This window comes from Nocardia sp. NPDC051570 (assembly GCF_044454005.1).
Classification (GTDB): Bacteria; Actinomycetota; Actinomycetes; order Mycobacteriales; family Mycobacteriaceae; genus Nocardia.
On the sequence record NZ_JBITDI010000001.1, the window covers coordinates 28,339 to 47,541 of the forward strand.

The window sequence follows — 19,203 nt, forward strand, 5'->3', positions numbered from 1 at the left end:
CATCGCCGCCGTGCCGGATGAGGTCTGAACTCCCGCTGACCTGGCGATCATCCTGGACGGCAATCGGCGGTGCGTCGCCGAGCGCGGGAGGGAATCCGCTTCCGCACCGCGTGGTCCTTGTCGAGAGCGAATCCGGATCGCCCGGGGCCCGAATTACGAGAAATAGCAGATACCTCGCGGGTGCCGACTACACCACAGTGCGGATGCCCGCCGAGGCCGCCAGCAAACTCTTCGCCCCCGCCCGAATGGCTCCTTCCGTCGAACCCGCCGAGCGCGATTCCGATCGGCGACATCGCCCTCGCGGCGCGGGTCGATATCGTCGAATCATGAGCCGCGGTAACGAGATACGGCCCGCCGCCTCCGCGCCCGGCGGCATCACTACGCCGACCCCGCGCATCCCCGCGACCGTCGGCAGTGGCCTCGGCCAGCAAACCCGCCGACGGATAGTTCAGCGAAGAATGATTGCTGGTCCGGTGTCAAATCCAGTCTCGCTCAATGGGACCGAGTGGCAAACCGTACGTTCAGCAGATATTTTGTGCCGATGCTGAGAGCGAGGCTAGGTATTAGGGCCCGCATTCTCGCGATCGCACTTGTCCCGAGCCTCGCACTGCTCGTGATCGGTGTGGGCGCGGCGGGCGTCTTGGTGCGGGAAGGACAGCATGCCAAGCATTGGGCGTCCATCCTGGAGGGCGCCAATAAACACACCCGCGAGCTGATCGCGTCGGTGGAGCAGGAGCGGCTGCTGTCGTTGTGGGCGCTGTCCGGCGAAGCCGATCCGGTGGCCCTGGGCGCCGCACGGCAGCGCATGGACAACGCGCTGCGCGATATGGCGGGCATCGAGAGTGCCATCCAGGAGTCCGACTCCGACAAGATGGGCCCCGACCTCGGTGGTTTCGATACGCTGAAGAAGCAGCTGCCGCAGTTGCGCGGCGCGGTCGACGCGGGCGTACTGCCGATTCCGGACACCTACGGCGCGTACACCGCGATCCTCAACGGCGTCGAGCTCGGCACCGATATCACCGCCAAGACGGCACCGGATGCCAAGGTCGCCAACGAGCTGGCCCATTCACTGCGCGAACTGCGCGCCATGGATGCCAACTCTCGTGTCGCCGCGCTCACCGCGGCGGCCCTCAGCCCGGCCGGTCTGCCCGGTCCGCTGCAGGCGGAGTACCGCAATCTGGTCGGCTACTACCGCACCGAATTGCCGCTGCTGGCAGGCGATCTCGGCGGCGATCAGGGTCAGCGCATCAAGACCGTCACCGACTCCCCGGCCTGGCAGCAGCTGGCGACGATGGAGGACTTCATCATCCGTCCGCCGGCGGCGGCGGCGAACAAGCCCGCCACGACGGGCACCACGACCACGGGCACCACCGGTGTGGGCACCCCGGCGGCAGCGCCGACGCCCCCGATCGGCACCGCCGAATGGCGTGCCGCCGCCGATCAGGTCAACCGGCAACTGCTCGAGGTGTGGCAGGTCCAGAACGACACCGCCAACCACGTCGCCGTCGTCGACGGCGACCGCACCGCGCGCAACGCGCTGTGGGCGGGCGCGGGCGTGCTCGCACTGTCGGTGCTGGCGTTCGTGCTCTCGCTGTGGCTGGCCAACCGGCTGATCGGCCGCCTCAAGCGGCTGCGCACCGAGACCCTGGCCCTCGCCGAGAAGCGACTGCCCGAGACCATGCGCCGCCTCGGCGAGGGTGAGGACATCGATCCGGAAACCGAAGCGGCACACCTGGATTTCGGCCACGACGAGATCGGTTCGGTGGCCAAGGCGTTCAACCAGGCCCAGACCGCCGCCATCGCGGCCGCGGTCACCGAGGCCCGCACCCGCGAGGGTGTGCGCGCGGTCTTCCTCAACATCGCCCACCGCAGCCAGATGGTGGTGCACCGCCAGCTCGAGATCCTCGACGAGGCCGAGCAGCGGCAGGAGGATCCGGCGCTGCTGGAGATCTTCTTCAAGCTCGACCACCTCGCTACCCGCGAGCGCCGCAACGCCGAGAATCTGATCATTCTCGGTGGCGGTCAGCCGGGCCGACAGTGGCGGCGGCCGGTGCCGTTGGTGGAGCTGGTCCGCAGCTCCGTCGGCGAGACCCTCGACTACGCGCGGGTGCGCACGGCCCGGATGCCGCAGGTGTTCGTCGTCGGTATCGTGGTCGCCGACCTCATCCACCTGCTCGCCGAACTGGTCGACAACGCCACCACCTTCTCCCCGCCGCAGTCGCGGGTGGAGGTCACCGGCAACATCGTCGGCAAGGGTGTGGTCGTCGAGATCAGCGATCAGGGCATGGGTATGCCGGTCGCCGACCTCGAGCGCGCCAACGAAATGCTGCGCAACCCACCGGATTTCGGCGTCGCGACGCTGTCGGCGGATTCGCGCCTGGGCCTGTTCGTCGTCGCCCAGCTGGGCGTGCGGCACGGCATCACGGTGCGGCTGGCCGAATCCGATTACGGCGGGGTCCGCGCGATCGTGCTGATCCCCAGCGCGCTCATCACCACCGATGCGCCGATGGCCGATCATCTGCCCGATCGCACGCCGGCTCGGCGTCCGGAGCCGCCGGCCACCGGTCAGATTCCGGCCGGCCCGGTCTACCAATCGCTGCCCGCGCCAACGGCTTTGGCGACACTGCCGCCGCGGGAACCGGATCCGGAACCCGAACCGCCGCGGCCCGTGCCGCGGCCGGAGCCGCCGCGCTACATACCCGAACCGCGCGGTCCCGAACAGTATCGGCCCGAACCGCGAAACCCCGAGCCGCGCACTCCCGAACCCCGTACTCCAGAGCCGCGCCATCGCGCCACCGAGGAGCGTCCGTCCTACGCCGGCGACGATGCCCGCCCGCCGCTGCCCCGGCGCCGCCGCCAGGCCAGCCTGGCCCCGGAATTGGCGCAGGATCAGCAGCCCGCGGCGGAATCCACGGCGCAGCGCCCACGTTCGGCCGAACAGGCGCGAGATCTGATGTCCGCCATCGAGAATGGCACCCGGCAAGGGCGCCGGTCCCAACCGGAGTCCCATAACGCCACCACACCGGATGAACAGGAAGGCGAAGGTGACCTCTTCCAACGCAGGTGATCTCAACTGGCTGCTCGACGATCTGGTCGACCGCCTGGCGGGTGTGCGCTACGCCGTGGTGCACTCGACCGACGGGCTGCTGCTGGGGCGATCCACCACGATGAGCCGTGAGGACGCCGAGCATTTCGGCGCCATGTCGGCGACGCTGTACGGGTTGGCGCGCAGCGCCGGTAGCCGTTTCGACGGCGGCGGCGTGCGACAGGCGGTGATCGAGCTGGATCGTGCGGTCCTGTTCGTCACCGCGGCCGGGGACAACGCGTGTATCGCGTTGCAGGCGAACGAAAACGCGAACCTCGGTATGGTTGCGTATGAAATGAATCTGACCGTGCAGCGAGTCGGCAGCTACCTGTCGACCGATCCCCGGCACGGTCTGGCTACACAGGTGGAGCACCGATTGTCATGACTCGTTTCGGTCAACCCTGGTTCGACGATCAGGCGGGCCCGCTGGTTCGCCCGTACGCCGTGACGGGTGGCCGCACGATGGGTGCGGGACACGACCTGGACATGCTCACCCTCGTGGTGACCTCGCATCCGGCCCCCACATTGCGGCGCGTGGAACCGGAGTACGCGGAGATCGTGCACCTGTGCCGGGTCCCGCAATCGGTGGCCGAGGTGTCCGCCACCCTGAAACTGCCCCTCGCCGTGACGAAGATCCTCGTCGGTGATCTGATCAGCGAGGGGCATCTGATCTTCCGGGCACCGTTGCGCACCGACGGCCCCGGCGACCTGACCCTGTTGCGAGCTGTGCTCGACGGAATCCGAAAGCTGTAGAACAACCGTGTCTGAAACGACTTCTGCGGCAACCCTGGCCGCCTCGGTGAAGATTCTCATTGCCGGCGGATTCGGTGTCGGCAAGACCACGATGGTCTCCTCCATCAGTGAGATCGCGCCGTTGCGCACCGAGGAGCTGATCACCGAACTGTCCACCGGCGTCGACGATCTGTCCGGCGTGGAGGGCAAGACGACCACCACGGTGGCCCTGGATTTCGGCCGCATCACCATCGATGAGAACTTGGTGCTCTACCTGTTCGGCACCCCCGGACAGGACCGATTCTGGTTCCTGTGGGACGAATTGGCCCGCGGCGCCCTCGGCGCGGTGGTGATCGCCGACACTCGTCGTCTCGAGAACTCCTTCGCCGCCATCGACTTCTTCGAACGCCGCGGCCTGTCCTTCGCGGTCGCGGTCAACTGCTTCGACAACGCGCCGGTCTACACCACCGACGAGGTCCGCGACGCCCTCGACCTGGACCCGCACACCCCGGTCGTCCTCTGCGACGCCCGCGACCGCGCCTCCTGCAAAACGGTCCTCATGACCCTGGTCGAACACCTCATCATCCGAGCGACCTCCTCGGTGGCCTGAGACCCGCGGTCCCCCAACACAATTCGGCACGTGGTGCGACCTCGCACCACGTGCCGTTCGTTGTCGCTCACTGCCGATCGTCCACACCGGACCCGACCGCATCAGTCGCGGGTGAGCTCGAGCAGACCCGCGATGAGCATTTCCAGTGTGCGACCGAACGTTTGGGCGAAGTCGATCCGTGAGGCCGTCAGGCGGGGATCGGCGATGGCCGCGCGGACCGTGGGGGTGGGATTGGCGAAGGGCCAGAGTCCGACGAGGAGCGGGACCGAGGCGTTGACGAGCTCCTCGGCGGCCGAGGCACTCAGCCCGGGTAGACGCGCCGCGATCATCTCGGCCAGCCGGAGCAGGGTGCGGCGGTTGGCGAGCTTGAACTCACGGATCGACTCCGCCGAGACGTTGCGCTCGAGCACCCCCGGGAGCATGCTCCACAGCTCGGCCAGCAGCGGACGCTCGGCCAGTGAGGTGGCCCAGACCCCGGCGACCGCGCGAGCGGTGAGCGGATCGGCCGCCGCGGACAGGCGGTGCTCGAGGTCGTCCAGCCATTCCCGCATCGCGCGCTGCAACACTTCGAGGAACAGCGCCTCGCGCGTCTCGTAGTACCGCACGATCCCCGATTTCGAGCCGCCCAGCCTGCGCGCGATCTCCCGCAGGCTGATATCGGCCGCCGGAAGCTCGCTCAGAAGTTGTTGTGCCGCATCGAGAATGGCCTGTCGACGCAGCTCGCGCTGCTCGGGTCTGCGGGCGCGCTGGAAGGTCGCCGCTGGTTCGGACTCCACGATGCAACTATAACGGTCCACTGGACTCTTGTTAGGAGTCCAGTGGACCGTTATAGTCCGGGGTATGTCCGAACCGTTCATCTTCATCGCCGCCAACAAGGTCCGCCCGGGCAAACTCGCCGACGAACGGCATCGCGCCCCGGGCTGGGCGCGGTTCGTCGACGAGAACGAACCGCGCACGATCGGCTTCCACGAATACCGCAGCGAGGACGGCACCGAGGTGGAGTTCGTCCAGATCCACCCGGATACCGACTCCTTCGAACATCACATGCGGGTGCTCGCCGAGCGCTCCGACCTGTCCTACCGGGAGACCCTGGAGGCGACGACGAGAATCCGGATCTACGGTCGGCCCACCGAGGCGATCCTCGCGATGCTCGCGGAGGCGGCGGGTGCGGGCGTGCCGGTCACCGTCTTCCCCGAACATCTCGGCGGATTCACCCGCGTGCCGAGCTAGGTTGCCGCACAGCCGTTACGAGGCCATCTCGGCGGGGGCCTCGTCGCGGGCGATCAGTCCGGCGTAGTAGCCGTCCGCCGCCAGCAGTTCGCGATGGGTGCCGCGCTCGACGATGCGACCGGAGTCCAGGACGACGATCTGGTCGGCGGCGCGGATCGTGGACAACCGGTGGGCGATGGTGATGGTGGTGCGCCCGGCCGAGAGGGCGTCCAGGGCGTCCTGTACCTCACGCTCGGTGCGGGTGTCCAGGGCGCTGGTCGCCTCGTCCAGCACCATGATCGGCGGATTGCGCAGAATGGCGCGCGCCACCGCCAGGCGCTGCTTCTCGCCGCCGGAGAATCGGTAGCCGCGCTCGCCGACGAGGGTGTCGTAACCGGCGGGCAGGCTCATGATGTGGTCGTGGATGCGCGCGGCCCGCGCGGCCGCATGCAATTCCTCTTCCGTGGCATCGGGTTTGGCGAACCGCAGATTGTCGGCGACCGAGGAGTGGAACAGATAGGTCTCCTGCGAAACGACGCCGACGGCGGCGGACAGATCGGCGAACGACACGTCACGCACGTCGATTCCGTCGATGGTCACCCGCCCCGAGGTGGTGTCGTACAGCCGCGCCACGAGGTATCCGAGTGTCGTCTTGCCCGAACCGGTTTCGCCGACGATCGCCAGGCTGGTCCCGGCGGGAACGGTGATATCGATGTCGCGCAGGACATCTCGCTCGCCCGGTGCGTAGGCGAATCCGACGTGATCGAAACGCACCGCACCGTCGACCGCGGCGACCGGCAGCGGCACGGGGTGGTCGGGTTCCTCGATATCCGGTCGCAGATCCAGATATTCGAAGATCCGGCCGAACAGCGCCATCGAACTCTGCATATCCACGCCGGTGGACAACAGCATGACCGCCGGACGCAGCAGGCTCGTCTGCAGGGTGGTGAAGGCCACCAGCGTGCCGATCGTCACCAGCGGATGTCCCACGGCGACAGTCAATCCCGCCACCCAGTAGATCACCGCGGGCATGGCCGCCATGACGATCTGGATCGTGGACTGACGCCAGCGCCCGGCCATATTCGAGCGGATCTCCAGATCCACCAGCCCGCGCGACTCCCGGGCGAATTCGTCGATCAGCGCCGGTGCGCGACCCATGGTGCGGCCCAGCAGAATTCCGCTGACCGACAGCGATTCCTCGACGATGGCCGACATGCCCGCGAGCTTGTGTTGCCGCTGCACGGTGATCCGGCGGCGCTCGTCGCCGACGCGGCGGCTGATCCAGACGAACAGCGGCAGCATGATCAGCGACACCAGGGTCAGCCGCCAATCCAGCGCGAACATCGCGATGACGGCCGCGACGACGGAGGTGAGGTTCGAGACCAGCGAGGTGGCGGTCGAGGTGACGGTGGACTGCATGCCGCCGATATCGTTGGCGATGCGTGATTGCACCTCGCCGGTGCGAGTAGTGGTGAAGAAGGACAGCGGCATGGATTGCAGCCGCGCGTACACCGCCGACCGCAGATCGTGCATGACGTCCTGGCCGACGGCGGTGGAGATATAGGTCTGCAGCACGCCGAAGACGCTGTTCAACGCGACCACGGCGATCATGCCCGCGGCCAGCAGCGTCAACAGTCCGGTGCGGCCGTGCGGCAGGGCGTCGTCGAAGATGGCACGCACCATGAACGGCGAGGCCAGCGCGGCGATCGAGGACAGGCCGACCAGCGCGGCGACCAGGGACAGTCGCCCGCGATAGGGCCGGAAGAGCCGGAGGATCCGGCGCGGTTGTGGACTTTCGGTCACAGGCGCCTCCTGAGGTGTGAGCTACCCGCTGTAACTGAGCTTGACTCATAATTGTTCCCGTGACAATGAGCTATGCTCAGGATCATGGCGGCCGCACTCGACACCGATCTCCCCGACCTGTTCCTGCGCACGGCCAAGCGGATCCGCCGCAATCAGGTGACTCGCCTGGCACCGCTGGGCCTGACCCCCGCCCAGGCGCGCGCCCTGCGGATCATCGGCCGCGAATCCGAGCCGCCGCATATGTCGGCCCTGGCCGAGCGGCTCGGCATCGTGCCCCGCTCGGCCACCACGGTCGTCGACGCCCTGACCGCCGCGGGACTGGTGACCCGCACCACCGATCCGGCCAATCGCCGTGCGCTGCTGGTGATTCCGACCGAGGCGGGCCGCGCGGTGCTCACCCAGATGGCACAGGCCCGCCGCGCCGCGGCCGAGGAACTGTTCTCGGCCCTGTCCCCCGATCAGCGCGAGACCCTGCGCGGGCTACTGGCCCTGCTCGACACCGACGACTGAGCGGCCCGCTACTCGGTGGTCCGGCCGCTGCCGCCGTCTGGTGCTATCCAGAACGGAATGTCGGGCACATCCGGCTCGGTGTACTGGTCGTCGACGTCCGGGGCCGGGAAGAAGCGGGAGGTGCCGGGCAGTTCCCAGCCGGTCCCCCAGGGCGTCGGTTCCGGTGCGTGGTGCGAACCCGAGTCGTGCGTCTCGCCGGAACCGGTTGTCGCCGTGTCGTCGATAGGCGGCTCGTTCGAATTCGAGGGCGTCACATCGTGTTCCCATTCGGATACCCAGGGGTTCGGCTCGACCGGCAAGTCCGCCACCGGCCTGTTCGTCGGACTTCTCAAATCGGCCGACGACGCCCAGGGATTCGGCTCTTCCGGAATCTCCACCACCGGCCTGTTCACCAGGACGGGCGGCCCACTCGCTTCGATCGGCGCTGCCCACGGGTTCGGCTCGACCGGCAGGTCCACCTGCGGGCGACTCTGCCCCGGCGGCTCCGCGTGCGACACCCACGGATTCGGTTCGACCGGCACATCCACCACCGGCCTCGGCCGGATCGGCTCCACCGGGGATGCCCAGGGGTTCGGCTCGTCGAACAAGGGGTGATGCGGGGGCGGGTCGCCGTGCGTCGAAATCTGGTCCTGCACATGATCGTTCGCCGGAACATCGTGCACACTCGCGTTATCCGAGGTGACCTCGCTGCGCGGCCGGGTGTCGGACGGTACCTCGGCGCTGCCATCGGTGTGTGTGGTGCTGGTTCTGCTGAAGGCGTCGGATCCGCCCCGAAAACCGCCGGCGCTGTGGAAGTTCGCCGCGCCCTTCGAGAATCCGGCCGCGCCACCGCCGACCACCCCGGAGGTCATGGTCTGAAAACCCCAGCTGCCCTGCAGATTCGACGCCAGATTGGTGCCGGTGGCCGCGGAGTAGGCCGCCGCGCCCGCGAGCCAGCCCGCGGTGCCGCCGACCATCCCCGACCACGCGCCCGACAGCAGGCCTTTACCGGACTCCGCGGCGAAGCCCTTCCAGCCGGTTTCGGGCACGTGGATCTTGGTGAACAGCTTGGTCAATCCCGTTTCCATGGCATTGCCGAGCGGGCTCGCGCCCAGTGCCCCGGCCGCGGCGGCGCCGGCCGCCGTCACCGCGAGCTGGGTCCCGTCTATCCCCTTGCGATGACCCTGGCCCACCTGGATGCCCTGGATCAACAGGTCCTGTCCGGTGCCCAGCACGGTGCTCACCATCATGTGCCGCACCAGGAAGTTGGCCAGCCGCGTGCCGATCAGTTTCGCCAGGCCCTTCTCGATGGCGCCCAGCGAATACTTGTACGCCGCTTGCAGAATCGCGCGCGCGGTCGCCACGGCGGCCGCCTCCGCCGCGGGCGCGGTCGGCGGGAAGATCCAGGCGAGGAGGATCTCGAACGCCAGCTCGGCCAGCGTGCAGATGATCATGATCTTCATGTACTGGATCTCGGTGCCCATGGATTGCGCGGCATCGCCCATATCGCCGAGCATCGCGGCCATCTGGGCGATCGAGCCGTCGCCCTCGACCAGCTTGCGCAGTGCCGCATCGATCGCCGCGCTCCCGGACCCCTGCGTATAAGCCTCGTTCGCCGTGGTGATCACCGCGTCCAAGGGCCGCAACTGTTCCTTCACGGTCGCGGCGGTCGTGAACCAGTCCTGGGCCAGCGCCCACATCTGATCCTCGTCGCCCTGCGGCCAGGCCGAGCCCGCGATCCAGCCGAGCCATTGCAGTTCGGGCGGCAGGTAGATCGACACCGCGCGGCTTATCGCCGCGTCAGCGTGGCGGCCGAGTAGTCATCGGCGCCGTCGAGATCGTCCGCGGCCGTACGCATATTGGTCGAATACCCGCTCACGGTGGTGACCAGATCACCGAGCCCCTTCAGCACACTGTCGCGGCCGGCGCCGTAGCCGGGATTCTTGCCGTCACCGCCGTAGAACGTGCTGCCGTAACCGTCGTCCGACCACGGTGTTCCGGCCGCGGTCAGGATTCGGCCCAGGCCGGTGTGCGCGGAATCCAACGCAGCACCGATCTGCGCCATCAGCTCGGCGGCCCGACGCAGCTCATCGGACCGCACCTCGACACGCTGTACCACCCGCACCCTCCTCACATCACCGCCCGACGACGATCACATGAACGGAATGCGTTCGGCCAGAGCACGATCCGCAGTTTGACGGAACCTATACCGCGACCCGGCCGCTCATTACGCAACCCTGACGGGGCGGCACAATGGACGCCATGAGTCCCCTAGAACCCCAGGCTCCCTCCGTCACCGTCCGCTTCGGCGCGCCGACGACACTGATGCGGCTGCGGTATCAGGATCTCTACGATCGCAAGCCGTTCCCGGACGCGACGCTGCTGTACTACGACAACGGGCTGTACGCGATCCTGTCTCCCGGCGAAAACCATTACGGCGCCTACGTGATCACCCGCGGCGACTTCGACGCCGACCACTACGGGATCGACTTCATCTCCTTGCCCTCGACCGACTGGAACGGCAAAGCGGTACACCACGAGCTGCGATTCGACCGCCCCGCCGGGACGTTCCTCCAGCAGCTGACCAATCCCGACGACCCGGATGTCGCACCGCAACGGGGAACGTTCACCATCGCCACCAACCCGATCGCGGACCCGACCACCCTCACCTGGGAACACGCCCGAGGACTCGGTGACTGAACCGTCAGTGAACGACGTCGAAGACGTTCTTCTGCAAGCCGTTGGCGTATGCCTCGGATTCGACGAGCCTCAGCTGCTGGGTGTCCTTGTCGGTGGTGCTGAACAGGCGCTTGCCCGCGCCGAGCAGCAGCGGGAATACGAGCAGGTGGTAGCGGTCGATCAGGCCCGCGTCGGACAGGCTCCGATTCAGTGTGGCGCTGCCGTGGATGATGATCGGGCCGCCGTCGGTCTGCTTCAGGGCGGCGACGTCGTCGAGCGAGCGCAGAATCGTGGTCGCACCCCAGTTGGAGACCAGATCGCCGTCGGTGAGGGTGGTGGAGACGACGTACTTCGGCATCGTCTTGTATCCCGCGAACTCCGCCATATCCGGCCACACCGGACTGAAGGCCGCATAGCTGAGCCGGCCCATCAGGATCGCGGTGGATTCCTCCTGCTCGCGCCCCTTGATATCGAATGCCTCGGGCAGGAATTCGATGTTCTTGAACGTCCATCCGGAATTGTGGTAGCCGGGTTCGCCGCCCGGGCCCTCCACGACGCCGTCGAGGGAGATGAAGGCGGTGCTGATCAGGGTGCGCATGCGGGTCTCCTCGGATATCCGGTACGGAGTTCTCGGGACCGTCAGCCGAGCAGCTCGGTGGGCCACTGCTGCCAAGCGGCTTGGGCCCTTGAGCATTCGGCCCGAACAGGTGGTGGAACATCAGTGTCAGGCCGGTGGGGCCGTGACGGAAAGTGTAGAGGCCGTCGGCGGTGCGGGTGGCACCGAGTCGTCGGTGTGATCAGGAGAAACCGAACATCAGCCAGGATTGGTGGCTGACCCAGTCCGGGTACAGCCTGCCCATCTCGTCGAACAGTTCCTCCTCCGACAGCGAGGTCTCGCGCAGCCGGCCGAAGTCGCGCAGATACCGCTGCGACTCCTCGATGGTCTCCGGCGTATCGGGCGCGCCGGTCTTCTTATGACCCGCGATGGCGAGTTTCGGCCGCAGCGCCGCCAGCCGATCCAAGGCGGCGATCCAGTTCTCGCGGCTCTCGGGGGTGGTGTCGCCGACGTACATGTGGCACTTGTTGTAGAGCACATCGCCCGCGACCACGAGGTCGATGGCGGGGACGTGCAGTGAGCTGCTGTGCTCGACATCGGTCCGGCCCTGTTCGATGATCCGCAGCTCATACCCCTCGAGGGTGAAGGCGTCCTTCGAATACGGCTCGGGCACGGTGATTTTCGCGGCCGACTGACCGGGCAGCAAGCCCGCCATGAACCGCGTCAGCGCGGGATCGGTCCGCTCGATCAGCTCGACGGTCCGGGGCGTGGCGATCGCGTGCGCGTCCGGGAACCGGTCGAGCAGAACGGGCAGGCCGTAGAAGTGATCCTGATGGGCGTGGGTGATGTAGATGGTGGTCAGGTTCCGGTGATGCAGGGCCACCCAATCGGCCAGCGCGGTCGCCTCGGCCACCGTATGCAGCGCATCGACGAGCACCGCGTCGTACTCGCCGTAGATCAATGTCGAGGTTGCCGCGTCGAAGCTCAGGGGTGGGCCGAAGGGTTTCGGACGTTCACCGACCAGCGCCTTCTCGGGCGCTGTGAATACGTTGACTCCCAGTCGAACCGGGGCGGTGTGCAGTGTCATGTGCCAAGCGTGCACTCGCACGCCGCCCGCCGTCCCCCGAACGGCCGACCGTGTCCGGCACCGCGCCGGATCAGTTCGGCAGCGCGCCGAGGACGCGGTCGAATACGGCGGCGGGTTCACCCGTTCCGTCGATCGTGGTCAGTACGTCGCGGCTGGCGTAGCGGTCGACGATCGCGGGAATATGCTTGCGGTACAGCGCCAATCGGCCGCGAACCACCTCGGGATCGTCATCGGCGCGATGCTGTTCGGCGTAACGGATCCGGCAGCGTTCGAGGATCACCTCGTCGGGCACGGTCAGCTCGATCGCGCGGTCCAGTGTGCGGCCGGAGTCGGCGAGCAACCGGTCCAGGGCGACGGCCTGGTCGAGGGTGCGCGGGTAGCCGTCGAGGATGTAGCCCCGGGCCGCGTCGGGTTCGTCGAGGCGGTCGCCGAGGATCGTCAGGACGAGCTCATCGGGCACCAGCTCACCGGCCTGGACCTTGGCCTTGGCCGCCAATCCCACGGGGGTGGCGGCCCGCACGACCGCACGGAACAGCTCGCCCGTGGAGATGTGCGGTACCCGGAGTTCGTCGGTGAGCAGTTTCGCCTGAGTACCCTTACCGGAACCGTTGGGCCCCAAGATCACCACGCGCACGGCGCTGCCTCCCTCTCGATGATGACGATGATGGCGGCGCACGGCGCCGCCATCATCCCTCCAACCTACCGCCGCGGGATCACCGCATCCGCCGCACCGCGTTCGCGCTCACAACATGGCCTTCTGTGGCTGCGTGGGAACGACGATGACGGTGGGTACACCGGCGGTCAGCGCCGAGCGGAACTCCCGCTCCAGATCCTCGGTCGTCTTCACATCGACGGCGCGGCAACCGAATCCGCGTGCCACCGCGGCGATATCGAGCCCCGGCAGGTCCAGGCCGGGCACACCCGGCGTGCGCTCCAGCTGCGCGAAGGATTTGAGGATGGAGTACTCCTCGTTGCGCATGACCACATAGGTGATCGGCAGATTGTGCTGTGCCGCAGTCCAAATGGCCTGCACGGAATACTGGAAGGAACCGTCGCCGATCAATCCGACGACCGACCGGGTCACACCCCGATGCCGGTCACCCAGGGCGACCCCGACCGCGGCCGGAGTGCCCCAGCCGATACCACCGCTGGCCGTGGCGAAGAACGATCCGGTCCGCACGGTGGGCAGCCATTCGAGCTGCTGCGCCATGGTGGAGGTCGATTCGTTGACGATGACGGCGTCGGCGGGCCGGAGCCTGCTCAGGGTGGCGTAGACCTCCGGCGGAGTGAGCGGGCTGTTCGGCACCTCGGGCAGTGTCTCGGTGCGTGCCATCGGCTGCGGGGCGGTGCGGGCGGAACCCTGCGCGACCGTCTCCAGCAGCAGCTCGATCGCCGCCGCGGGGTCGCCCAGGACGCTGTCGCCGACGCGCGCTCCCGCGGCGATGTCGGGATCGGAGGTGATCTGGATCAGTTCGGTCCCCTCGGGCAGGATCGGACCCGCGACGTAGGGGTAGTACCGGAACACCTCCGCGCCGATCACGGCGACCAGATCGTGTCCGGTCAGCCGATCGGAGATGGTCTTCATCGACATGCCCAGCGGCCCTCCGAACAACGGGTGGTCCTCGGGGAAGGAGACGCGGTCCCCCAGCGGCGCCCCGTAGACGGCCGCGCGCAGCTTCTCGGCGAGCGCGACCGCGCCGTCCCATCCGCCGCTGCGGTCCACCTCCGGGCCGAAGATCAGCGCGGGGCGCCGGCTGGCGGAGAGACGATCGGCGAACTCCCGCAGCCGCTTCGGATCGGGCGCGACATGATCGCTCACCGTTCGGATCCGGGCGGGACCGGTCAGCGGGCGCTGCCAATCGTCGAGCGGAACCGACAGGTACACCGGTCCGGCCGGCGGCTGCAGCGCCATCGCATAGGCCTTCATGAACGCCTCGGGGACGTCCTCGGCGCGGGCGGGCTCATAGGACCATTTCACCCACGGCCGCGGAAACGTCGTGGCCTCACGGTTACTGAGGTAGGGCTCGCCGATCACCAGCTCCCGATGCTGCTGACCGGAGGTGACGATCAGGGGCGTATGCCCGTGATAGGCCGCCACCAGATTCCCCAGGGCATTGCCCAGACCGGCCGAGGAATGCACATTGACCAGTGCGGGGCGCCGGGTGACCTGAGCGAAGGCGTCGGCCATCGCGATCACCGAAGCCTCTTGCAGCGCAAGGATATAGGTGAAATCGTCGGGGAACTCCTGCAGGAAGGGCTCCTCGGTCGACCCCGGATTTCCGAAGACCGTGGTGAGCCCGAGGTCGCGCAGCAGATCGTAGGTCACTGTCCGAACGGTGGATGCCTCGCTCATTGCTTACTCCCGGTGGTGGGTGTAGCTGCCGTATTCCAGTTCTTCGAGCAGACCGGGTCCGGAGGGAGCCCAGCCGAGTTCGGTGCGGGCCTTCGCCGCGGTCGCCTGCTGGTCGAGCAGCAGGGCCTCGGCCAGGTACGGGCCGAGCCGGTCGCGGACCGCGTCGTCGGTTTCGGTGATCACGCCGGGCGCGCCCGCCGCGCGCGCGGCGGCCTCGGACATCTCGCGGACCGTCGGGCTGGCACCGCTGGCGGCGATGAAACGCCCATGCGCGGTGGGTGTTTCGAGCACACGAAGATACAGCGCGGCCAGATCCGCGGCGTGGATCGTGCCCCAGTGCTGGCGACCGGAGCCGATCGTGGTCAGCCGCCCCGCGCTGTCGCGCGCGGCGCCCGCCACCAGATTCGCGAGTCCGCCACCGTCTCCGTAGACGACCGCCGAGCAGATGACCGAGACCCGCGCGCCGGGTATGGCCAGCGCCTCCTCGGTGACCGCGGGACGCCAGGCGACGAGCGCGGGTGGGTCGAACGGATCGTCCTCGACGACAACCGGATTCGAACCCCACTCCCACAGACCGGCGGTGTGCACATAGAGCTTTCCGCTATCACGGTAGGCCCGGTCCGCGGCCCGCACAACGGCCGCGTCGAAGGCGGCCGCCGTCTGGTCGCCGGTCGTGGCCGCGTGGATCGCGCCGTCGGCCCGGCGCAGCAGCTCGACGAGAAACGGTTCGTCGGTGACCGCGCCGATGACGGCATTCACCTTGTCGGACTTGACCTTCGCGGCGGCCTCCTCGCTACGGACAACCGCCGTCACGGTGTGTCCCGCCCCGGTCAGCGCCGCCAGCACATGCGATCCGACATATCCGGTCGAGCCGGTGAGCACGATATCCATCGCTCACCTGCCCGTCGCGGCGTCGACATCGCCCAGCAGCCCGAGCTGGGTGAGCATCACCGTGCCCGACGGATAGCAGTCGAACCGCTTGATCTTACCGTTCTCCAGTTCGAAAACATCGCAGCACGGCGCGTCCATCCGTCGGCCGGTCGGTTCGATGGTGCCCGTCGGCATGCTCAGCGGCCCGCGATGGGTGCCCTGCAGCGCCAATTGGACGACCACGATATCGCCGCGGACATAGACCCGGTACAGCTCGCGATGCATATCCGGAAACGCGCGCCCGAAGTTCTCGACGGGCCACGCCCGGTCCGCACCGCGATAGGTGACGCCGATGGATTCGTCGGTGAAGGTGCCGTCCTCGGTGAATCCGGCGAGCCAGCCGTCGAGATCCTTCACCTCCGCGATCCGATAGGCGTTGCGGATGATCTGCTCGTTGTCCATATCCCACATCTCCCTGCCGCTGGTGATTTTCCGGTGCCCTCCCCGTCGCACTCCAGTCAGGGTCGCGGCGGGTCAGGTGAGACGTCGTCACCTGATTCCGGTGAATACGCGATACCGCGGTGGTCAAGTCCCGTTGCCGCACAACAGAATCCGGACGCTCACCGGATTCCGGTGATGCCACCTCACCGGATCGCCCACCACACTGACCCGATGGGCGACGACCCGCACCTGATCATGTTCCGGGTGAGCGGCCACCTGGGCCCCCTCGCCCTGGCGGCGTTTCCGGGCATGGTCGCGGGCCCGCAGGGTCCCGATACGGTACTCACCGGTCTGCTGCCGGACCGGTCGGCGCTGTTCGGCGCGCTCGCCGAGATCGAGACCCTCGGCCTGGATCTGCTCGAGATGCGCACACTCGTTCCGGCGGACCTGTCCTCGGATCGGACGGGCGCGCGTATCGAACTGCTCGACGCCCTGTTGCACGGGAAGCTGTTCGATCGGTGGAGTGTGCGGGAGGCCGCCGACTGCCTGGGCCTGCCCGCCACCGGCCCCTATGCCGCGATCGCCGCGCAGGCGCCCGCCCTCGGTGCGCAGGCGCTGCCACGGATCGGGCCCAAACTGCGCAGCCTGGACATCTTCTCGGTCTGGTGGCAGCTACCCGAGCTGAGCATCGGCCTGGCGAGCGTCCGCGGCGGGGCGCAGTGGGACGCCCTGCTGGCCCTGCTGTCGCGGACCGCGACCACCCGGATCGGGGTGAGCCCGCGCTTCGACGATCTGGGCGACACCGCCCGCGCGCTGCGCTACGCCCGCATCGCCCTGCGCGGGCACGCGGATCCGGATGCCCGCGTCACGGTGTTCGACGGCTCGATCCTCGGCAGCGCCGCGGTCTGCGACCCGGAAGTCACCACCAAACTCGTTGCGCCGCTGCTCGACTCGTTCACCGAACTCGCCGATGAGGAACGGGAGCTGCTGTTCGAGACGTTCCGGATCTGGGTCGAGACCGACGGGTCGCTGCGCGCCGCGGGCGAACTGCTGTTCTGCCATCCCAATACGGTGCGCTACCGGCTGCACCGGATCGAGGAACGCACCGGCCGATCGCTGTCACGACCACGCGATCTCGCCGAACTCTGCTTCGCCTTCGAGGTACACCGGCGCCTGCTGTGACTGTTCGCCGCGACACCGTCGCGGCGGCCGGATTGTCCACCGCGACATCGACTCCGATCTTGGACCGGCGAAGGATGGACAGATCGGTGACGCACTGTCGAAAGGGGCCTCCAGTGCCGAATCTCGCCCTCAACCTCGCGATCAGCGCCCAGCGGCGGCCGGACCGGATCGCCACCCGCGTCGACCGCAGCACCCTCACCTATGCCGAATTGGATTCCGCCGCGGCACGATTCGCCACCTTCCTCGCCGCCGCGGGCATCGGGCCCGGCGATCGGGTGGGGTTGATGCTGCCGAATACGAGCGCGGTCCCGGTCGCCTACTACGGGATACTGCGACTGGGCGCGATCGTGGTGCCGATGAACCCGCTCATGCATGCCCGCGAGGCCGCGTTCTATCTCACCAATACCGACGCCCGCGCCCTGCTCGGCACCCCCGCCTTCGCCGAGGCGGCCACCCAGGCCGCCGCGACGGCCGGGGCCCGGTGCTGGATCGTCGACGACGCCGAATTGGCCACGCTGACAGCGGATTCGGAGCCGTTCGGGCCGCCGGTCGAACGCGCCGACTCCGATACCGCGGTCATCCTGCACACCTCCGGCACCACCGGCCGGCCCAAGGGCGCGGAACTGACCCACGGCTCCCTGAACGGCAATCAGGAGATCACCGCGCGCACCCTGCTGCGTCTGACGCCCGCCGATGTCGTGCTCGGCTGCCTGCCGCTGTTCCACGTGTTCGGCATGACCTGCGGTATGAATGCCGCGGTGGCCGTGGGGGCGACGCTGACCCTGCTCCCCCGCTTCGACCCCGCCGCCGCGCTCGAGATCATCCGCCGCGACGGCGTCACCGTGTTCGAGGGTGTGCCGACGATGTATTCGGCACTGCTGGGCGTGGCCGACCGGTTCCCGCCGCAGGCCACCGCCACCCTGCGCACCTGCGTCTCCGGCGGATCGGCGCTGCCGGTGCAGGTGCTGCACGATTTCGAGAAGGCCTTCGACGCCGAGATCCTCGAAGGGTACGGCCTGTCGGAGACCTCACCGGTCGTATCGTTCAATCACCCCGGGGCACACCGTAAACCGGGTTCGATCGGCACACCGGTCGAGGGTGTGCGGATGCGGCTGGTGGACGAGAACGGGCACCAGACGCCCGACGGCGAACCCGGCGAGTTCCAGGTGCGGGGCCCGAATGTCATGAAGGGCTACTGGAATCAGTCCGAGGCCACCGAGGCCGCGATCCGCGACGGCTGGTTCGCCACCGGCGATATCGCCCGCCGCGACGCCGACGGCTACTACTTCATCATCGACCGCAAGAAGGAACTGATCATCCGCGGCGGCTACAACGTCTATCCGCGCGAGGTCGAAGAGGTGCTGTACCAACATCCCTCGGTCGCCGAGGCCGCCGTCGTCGGGCTGCCGCACGCGCAGCTCGGCGAGGAGATCGGCGCAGCCGTGGTGCTGAAGCCCGGCGCCACAGCCGATCTCGACGAGCTGCGCCGCTTCGTCAAGGACCGCATCGCCGCCTACAAGTACCCACGCCGGATCTGGCTCGCCGATCACCTGCCCAAGGGCCCGACCGGCAAGATCCTGCGGCGCACGGTGCGGCGACCGGATTTCCCCGAATTCCAGGAGTAGCGGAGCATCGAAAGGCCCGTCATGACAACCACACTCGACACTCCCGCCGATCTCATCGGTCTGGCCGGGCGCCGGCTCGGCACGACCGCCTGGATCGAGATCACCCAGCCGCAGGTGGACCTGTTCGCCGAGGCCACCGGCGATCATCAGTGGATACATACCGATCCGCGCCGCGCCGCGGCCGGACCGTTCCGCGGCACCATCGCGCACGGCTATCTCACGCTGTCGTTGGCCCCGGTGATCATCGCGGACGTGCTCGAGATCCGCGAGGCCACCGCGGCATTGAACTACGGCCTGAACAAGGTTCGCTTTCCCGCCCCGGTGCCGGTGGGATCGAAGATCCGGGCCGTGGTGACCCTGAATGCCGCCCAGCAGAAGACATCCGGGGTAGAGGCGGTCTTCGGTCTCACCTACGAGATCGACGGCGGCGTGCGCCCGGCCTGCGTCGCCGACGTCGTCGTGCTGTATCCGTGAAACAGCCG

Annotated in this window: 20 protein-coding genes; 10 read left to right on the top strand and 10 right to left on the bottom strand. The window is 68.0% G+C overall.

Going from position 1 to position 19,203, the window contains the following annotated elements; translation table 11 throughout:
* Nucleotides 1-541 precede the first annotated feature (541 nt).
* Genes ACIA76_RS00130 through ACIA76_RS00145 form a run of 4 tightly spaced genes read left to right on the top strand, consistent with a single transcriptional unit; the run spans nt 542 to nt 4,427 of the window.
* On the top strand, nt 542-3,067 hold the full coding sequence (locus ACIA76_RS00130) for a nitrate- and nitrite sensing domain-containing protein (protein ID WP_397146642.1): 2,526 nt from the start codon (nt 542-544) through the stop codon (nt 3,065-3,067).
* Nucleotides 3,045-3,470 (top strand): roadblock/LC7 domain-containing protein, encoded by a 426-nt coding sequence (locus ACIA76_RS00135; protein ID WP_397146644.1) that lies wholly within the window; start codon nt 3,045-3,047, stop codon nt 3,468-3,470. Before ACIA76_RS00130 ends, ACIA76_RS00135 begins: the two co-directional genes overlap by 23 nt.
* Nucleotides 3,467-3,838 (top strand): DUF742 domain-containing protein, encoded by a 372-nt coding sequence (locus ACIA76_RS00140; protein ID WP_397146646.1) that lies wholly within the window; start codon nt 3,467-3,469, stop codon nt 3,836-3,838. Before ACIA76_RS00135 ends, ACIA76_RS00140 begins: the two co-directional genes overlap by 4 nt.
* Before the next feature lie 7 nt (nt 3,839-3,845).
* Nucleotides 3,846-4,427 (top strand): GTP-binding protein, encoded by a 582-nt coding sequence (locus ACIA76_RS00145; RefSeq protein ID WP_397146648.1) that lies wholly within the window; start codon nt 3,846-3,848, stop codon nt 4,425-4,427.
* A 101-nt stretch (nt 4,428-4,528) separates the two neighbouring features.
* Here ACIA76_RS00145 and ACIA76_RS00150 read toward each other — a convergent pair whose 3' ends face one another.
* Nucleotides 4,529-5,203 (bottom strand): TetR family transcriptional regulator, encoded by a 675-nt coding sequence (locus tag ACIA76_RS00150; RefSeq protein WP_397146650.1) that lies wholly within the window; start codon nt 5,201-5,203, stop codon nt 4,529-4,531.
* 64 nt (nt 5,204-5,267) lie between these two features.
* Here ACIA76_RS00150 and ACIA76_RS00155 point away from each other — a divergent pair, with 64 nt between their 5' ends.
* Nucleotides 5,268-5,657 (top strand): hypothetical protein, encoded by a 390-nt coding sequence (locus tag ACIA76_RS00155; RefSeq protein WP_397146652.1) that lies wholly within the window; start codon nt 5,268-5,270, stop codon nt 5,655-5,657.
* A gap of 15 nt (nt 5,658-5,672) precedes the next feature.
* Here the strand turns inward: ACIA76_RS00155 and ACIA76_RS00160 are convergent, their stop codons facing one another.
* Nucleotides 5,673-7,439: an ABC transporter ATP-binding protein gene (locus ACIA76_RS00160; RefSeq protein ID WP_397146654.1), complete on the bottom strand. Its 1,767-nt coding sequence runs from the start codon at nt 7,437-7,439 to the stop codon at nt 5,673-5,675.
* Nucleotides 7,440-7,523: 84 nt separating this feature from the next.
* Here ACIA76_RS00160 and ACIA76_RS00165 point away from each other — a divergent pair, with 84 nt between their 5' ends.
* On the top strand, nt 7,524-7,949 hold the full coding sequence (locus tag ACIA76_RS00165; protein ID WP_397146656.1) for a MarR family winged helix-turn-helix transcriptional regulator: 426 nt from the start codon (nt 7,524-7,526) through the stop codon (nt 7,947-7,949).
* Nucleotides 7,950-7,957: 8 nt separating this feature from the next.
* On the opposite strand, the gene ACIA76_RS00170 is transcribed toward ACIA76_RS00165, so the two are convergent.
* On the bottom strand, nt 7,958-9,709 hold the full coding sequence (locus ACIA76_RS00170; RefSeq protein ID WP_397146658.1) for a hypothetical protein: 1,752 nt from the start codon (nt 9,707-9,709) through the stop codon (nt 7,958-7,960).
* Between the two features lie 8 nt (nt 9,710-9,717).
* Nucleotides 9,718-10,047 (bottom strand): hypothetical protein, encoded by a 330-nt coding sequence (locus tag ACIA76_RS00175; RefSeq protein ID WP_397146660.1) that lies wholly within the window; start codon nt 10,045-10,047, stop codon nt 9,718-9,720.
* 143 nt (nt 10,048-10,190) lie between these two features.
* Between ACIA76_RS00175 and ACIA76_RS00180 the strand changes: the two genes are divergently transcribed.
* Nucleotides 10,191-10,628: a hypothetical protein gene (locus ACIA76_RS00180; protein WP_397146662.1), complete on the top strand. Its 438-nt coding sequence runs from the start codon at nt 10,191-10,193 to the stop codon at nt 10,626-10,628.
* Between the two features lie 4 nt (nt 10,629-10,632).
* Here the strand turns inward: ACIA76_RS00180 and ACIA76_RS00185 are convergent, their stop codons facing one another.
* The 6 genes from ACIA76_RS00185 to ACIA76_RS00210 form a co-directional block, all read right to left on the bottom strand.
* Entirely contained in the window at nt 10,633-11,205 is a 573-nt protein-coding gene (locus tag ACIA76_RS00185) for a dihydrofolate reductase family protein (RefSeq protein ID WP_397146664.1), read from the bottom strand.
* 199 nt (nt 11,206-11,404) lie between these two features.
* Complete coding sequence (locus ACIA76_RS00190) at nt 11,405-12,250, bottom strand: MBL fold metallo-hydrolase (RefSeq protein ID WP_397146666.1); 846 nt, start codon at nt 12,248-12,250, stop codon at nt 11,405-11,407.
* Between the two features lie 70 nt (nt 12,251-12,320).
* Nucleotides 12,321-12,884, bottom strand: coding sequence for an adenylate kinase (locus ACIA76_RS00195; RefSeq protein WP_397146668.1), 564 nt, complete (start codon nt 12,882-12,884; stop codon nt 12,321-12,323).
* 108 nt (nt 12,885-12,992) lie between these two features.
* Nucleotides 12,993-14,603, bottom strand: a complete 1,611-nt coding sequence (gene mdlC / locus ACIA76_RS00200; protein ID WP_397146670.1) for a benzoylformate decarboxylase — start codon at nt 14,601-14,603, stop codon at nt 12,993-12,995.
* 3 nt (nt 14,604-14,606) lie between these two features.
* A complete protein-coding gene (locus ACIA76_RS00205) occupies nt 14,607-15,494 on the bottom strand; it encodes an NAD-dependent epimerase/dehydratase family protein (protein ID WP_397146672.1) in 888 nt (295 codons plus the stop codon).
* A gap of 3 nt (nt 15,495-15,497) precedes the next feature.
* The gene (locus ACIA76_RS00210) at nt 15,498-15,935 is read right to left on the bottom strand and encodes a nuclear transport factor 2 family protein (RefSeq protein ID WP_397146674.1); all 438 of its coding nucleotides are present in this window, start codon (nt 15,933-15,935) and stop codon (nt 15,498-15,500) included.
* Nucleotides 15,936-16,145: 210 nt separating this feature from the next.
* Here ACIA76_RS00210 and ACIA76_RS00215 point away from each other — a divergent pair, with 210 nt between their 5' ends.
* From ACIA76_RS00215 to ACIA76_RS00225, 3 genes are all read left to right on the top strand, one after another.
* A complete protein-coding gene (locus ACIA76_RS00215; RefSeq protein WP_397146676.1) occupies nt 16,146-17,096 on the top strand; it encodes a PucR family transcriptional regulator in 951 nt (316 codons plus the stop codon).
* A 113-nt stretch (nt 17,097-17,209) separates the two neighbouring features.
* The gene (locus tag ACIA76_RS00220; RefSeq protein WP_397146678.1) at nt 17,210-18,721 is read left to right on the top strand and encodes a long-chain fatty acid--CoA ligase; all 1,512 of its coding nucleotides are present in this window, start codon (nt 17,210-17,212) and stop codon (nt 18,719-18,721) included.
* 21 nt (nt 18,722-18,742) lie between these two features.
* Entirely contained in the window at nt 18,743-19,195 is a 453-nt protein-coding gene (locus tag ACIA76_RS00225; protein ID WP_397146680.1) for a MaoC family dehydratase, read from the top strand.
* The last annotated feature ends 8 nt before the right edge of the window (nt 19,196-19,203 follow it).

What these genes read in the sequence shown, in the direction of transcription:
- ACIA76_RS00130 (WP_397146642.1), top strand. Translation starts at nt 542, where the DNA reads ATGCTGAGAGCGAGGCTAGGTATTAGGGCCCGCATTCTCGCGATCGCA.
- ACIA76_RS00140 (WP_397146646.1), top strand. Translation starts at nt 3,467, where the DNA reads ATGACTCGTTTCGGTCAACCCTGGTTCGACGATCAGGCGGGCCCGCTG.
- ACIA76_RS00155 (WP_397146652.1), top strand. Translation starts at nt 5,268, where the DNA reads ATGTCCGAACCGTTCATCTTCATCGCCGCCAACAAGGTCCGCCCGGGC.
- ACIA76_RS00165 (WP_397146656.1), top strand. Translation starts at nt 7,524, where the DNA reads ATGGCGGCCGCACTCGACACCGATCTCCCCGACCTGTTCCTGCGCACG.
- ACIA76_RS00180 (WP_397146662.1), top strand. Translation starts at nt 10,191, where the DNA reads ATGAGTCCCCTAGAACCCCAGGCTCCCTCCGTCACCGTCCGCTTCGGC.
- ACIA76_RS00185 (WP_397146664.1), bottom strand. Translation starts at nt 11,205, where the DNA reads ATGCGCACCCTGATCAGCACCGCCTTCATCTCCCTCGACGGCGTCGTG.
- ACIA76_RS00190 (WP_397146666.1), bottom strand. Translation starts at nt 12,250, where the DNA reads ATGACACTGCACACCGCCCCGGTTCGACTGGGAGTCAACGTATTCACA.
- mdlC (WP_397146670.1), bottom strand. Translation starts at nt 14,603, where the DNA reads ATGAGCGAGGCATCCACCGTTCGGACAGTGACCTACGATCTGCTGCGC.
- ACIA76_RS00205 (WP_397146672.1), bottom strand. Translation starts at nt 15,494, where the DNA reads ATGGATATCGTGCTCACCGGCTCGACCGGATATGTCGGATCGCATGTG.
- ACIA76_RS00210 (WP_397146674.1), bottom strand. Translation starts at nt 15,935, where the DNA reads ATGGACAACGAGCAGATCATCCGCAACGCCTATCGGATCGCGGAGGTG.
- ACIA76_RS00215 (WP_397146676.1), top strand. Translation starts at nt 16,146, where the DNA reads ATGGGCGACGACCCGCACCTGATCATGTTCCGGGTGAGCGGCCACCTG.
- ACIA76_RS00225 (WP_397146680.1), top strand. Translation starts at nt 18,743, where the DNA reads ATGACAACCACACTCGACACTCCCGCCGATCTCATCGGTCTGGCCGGG.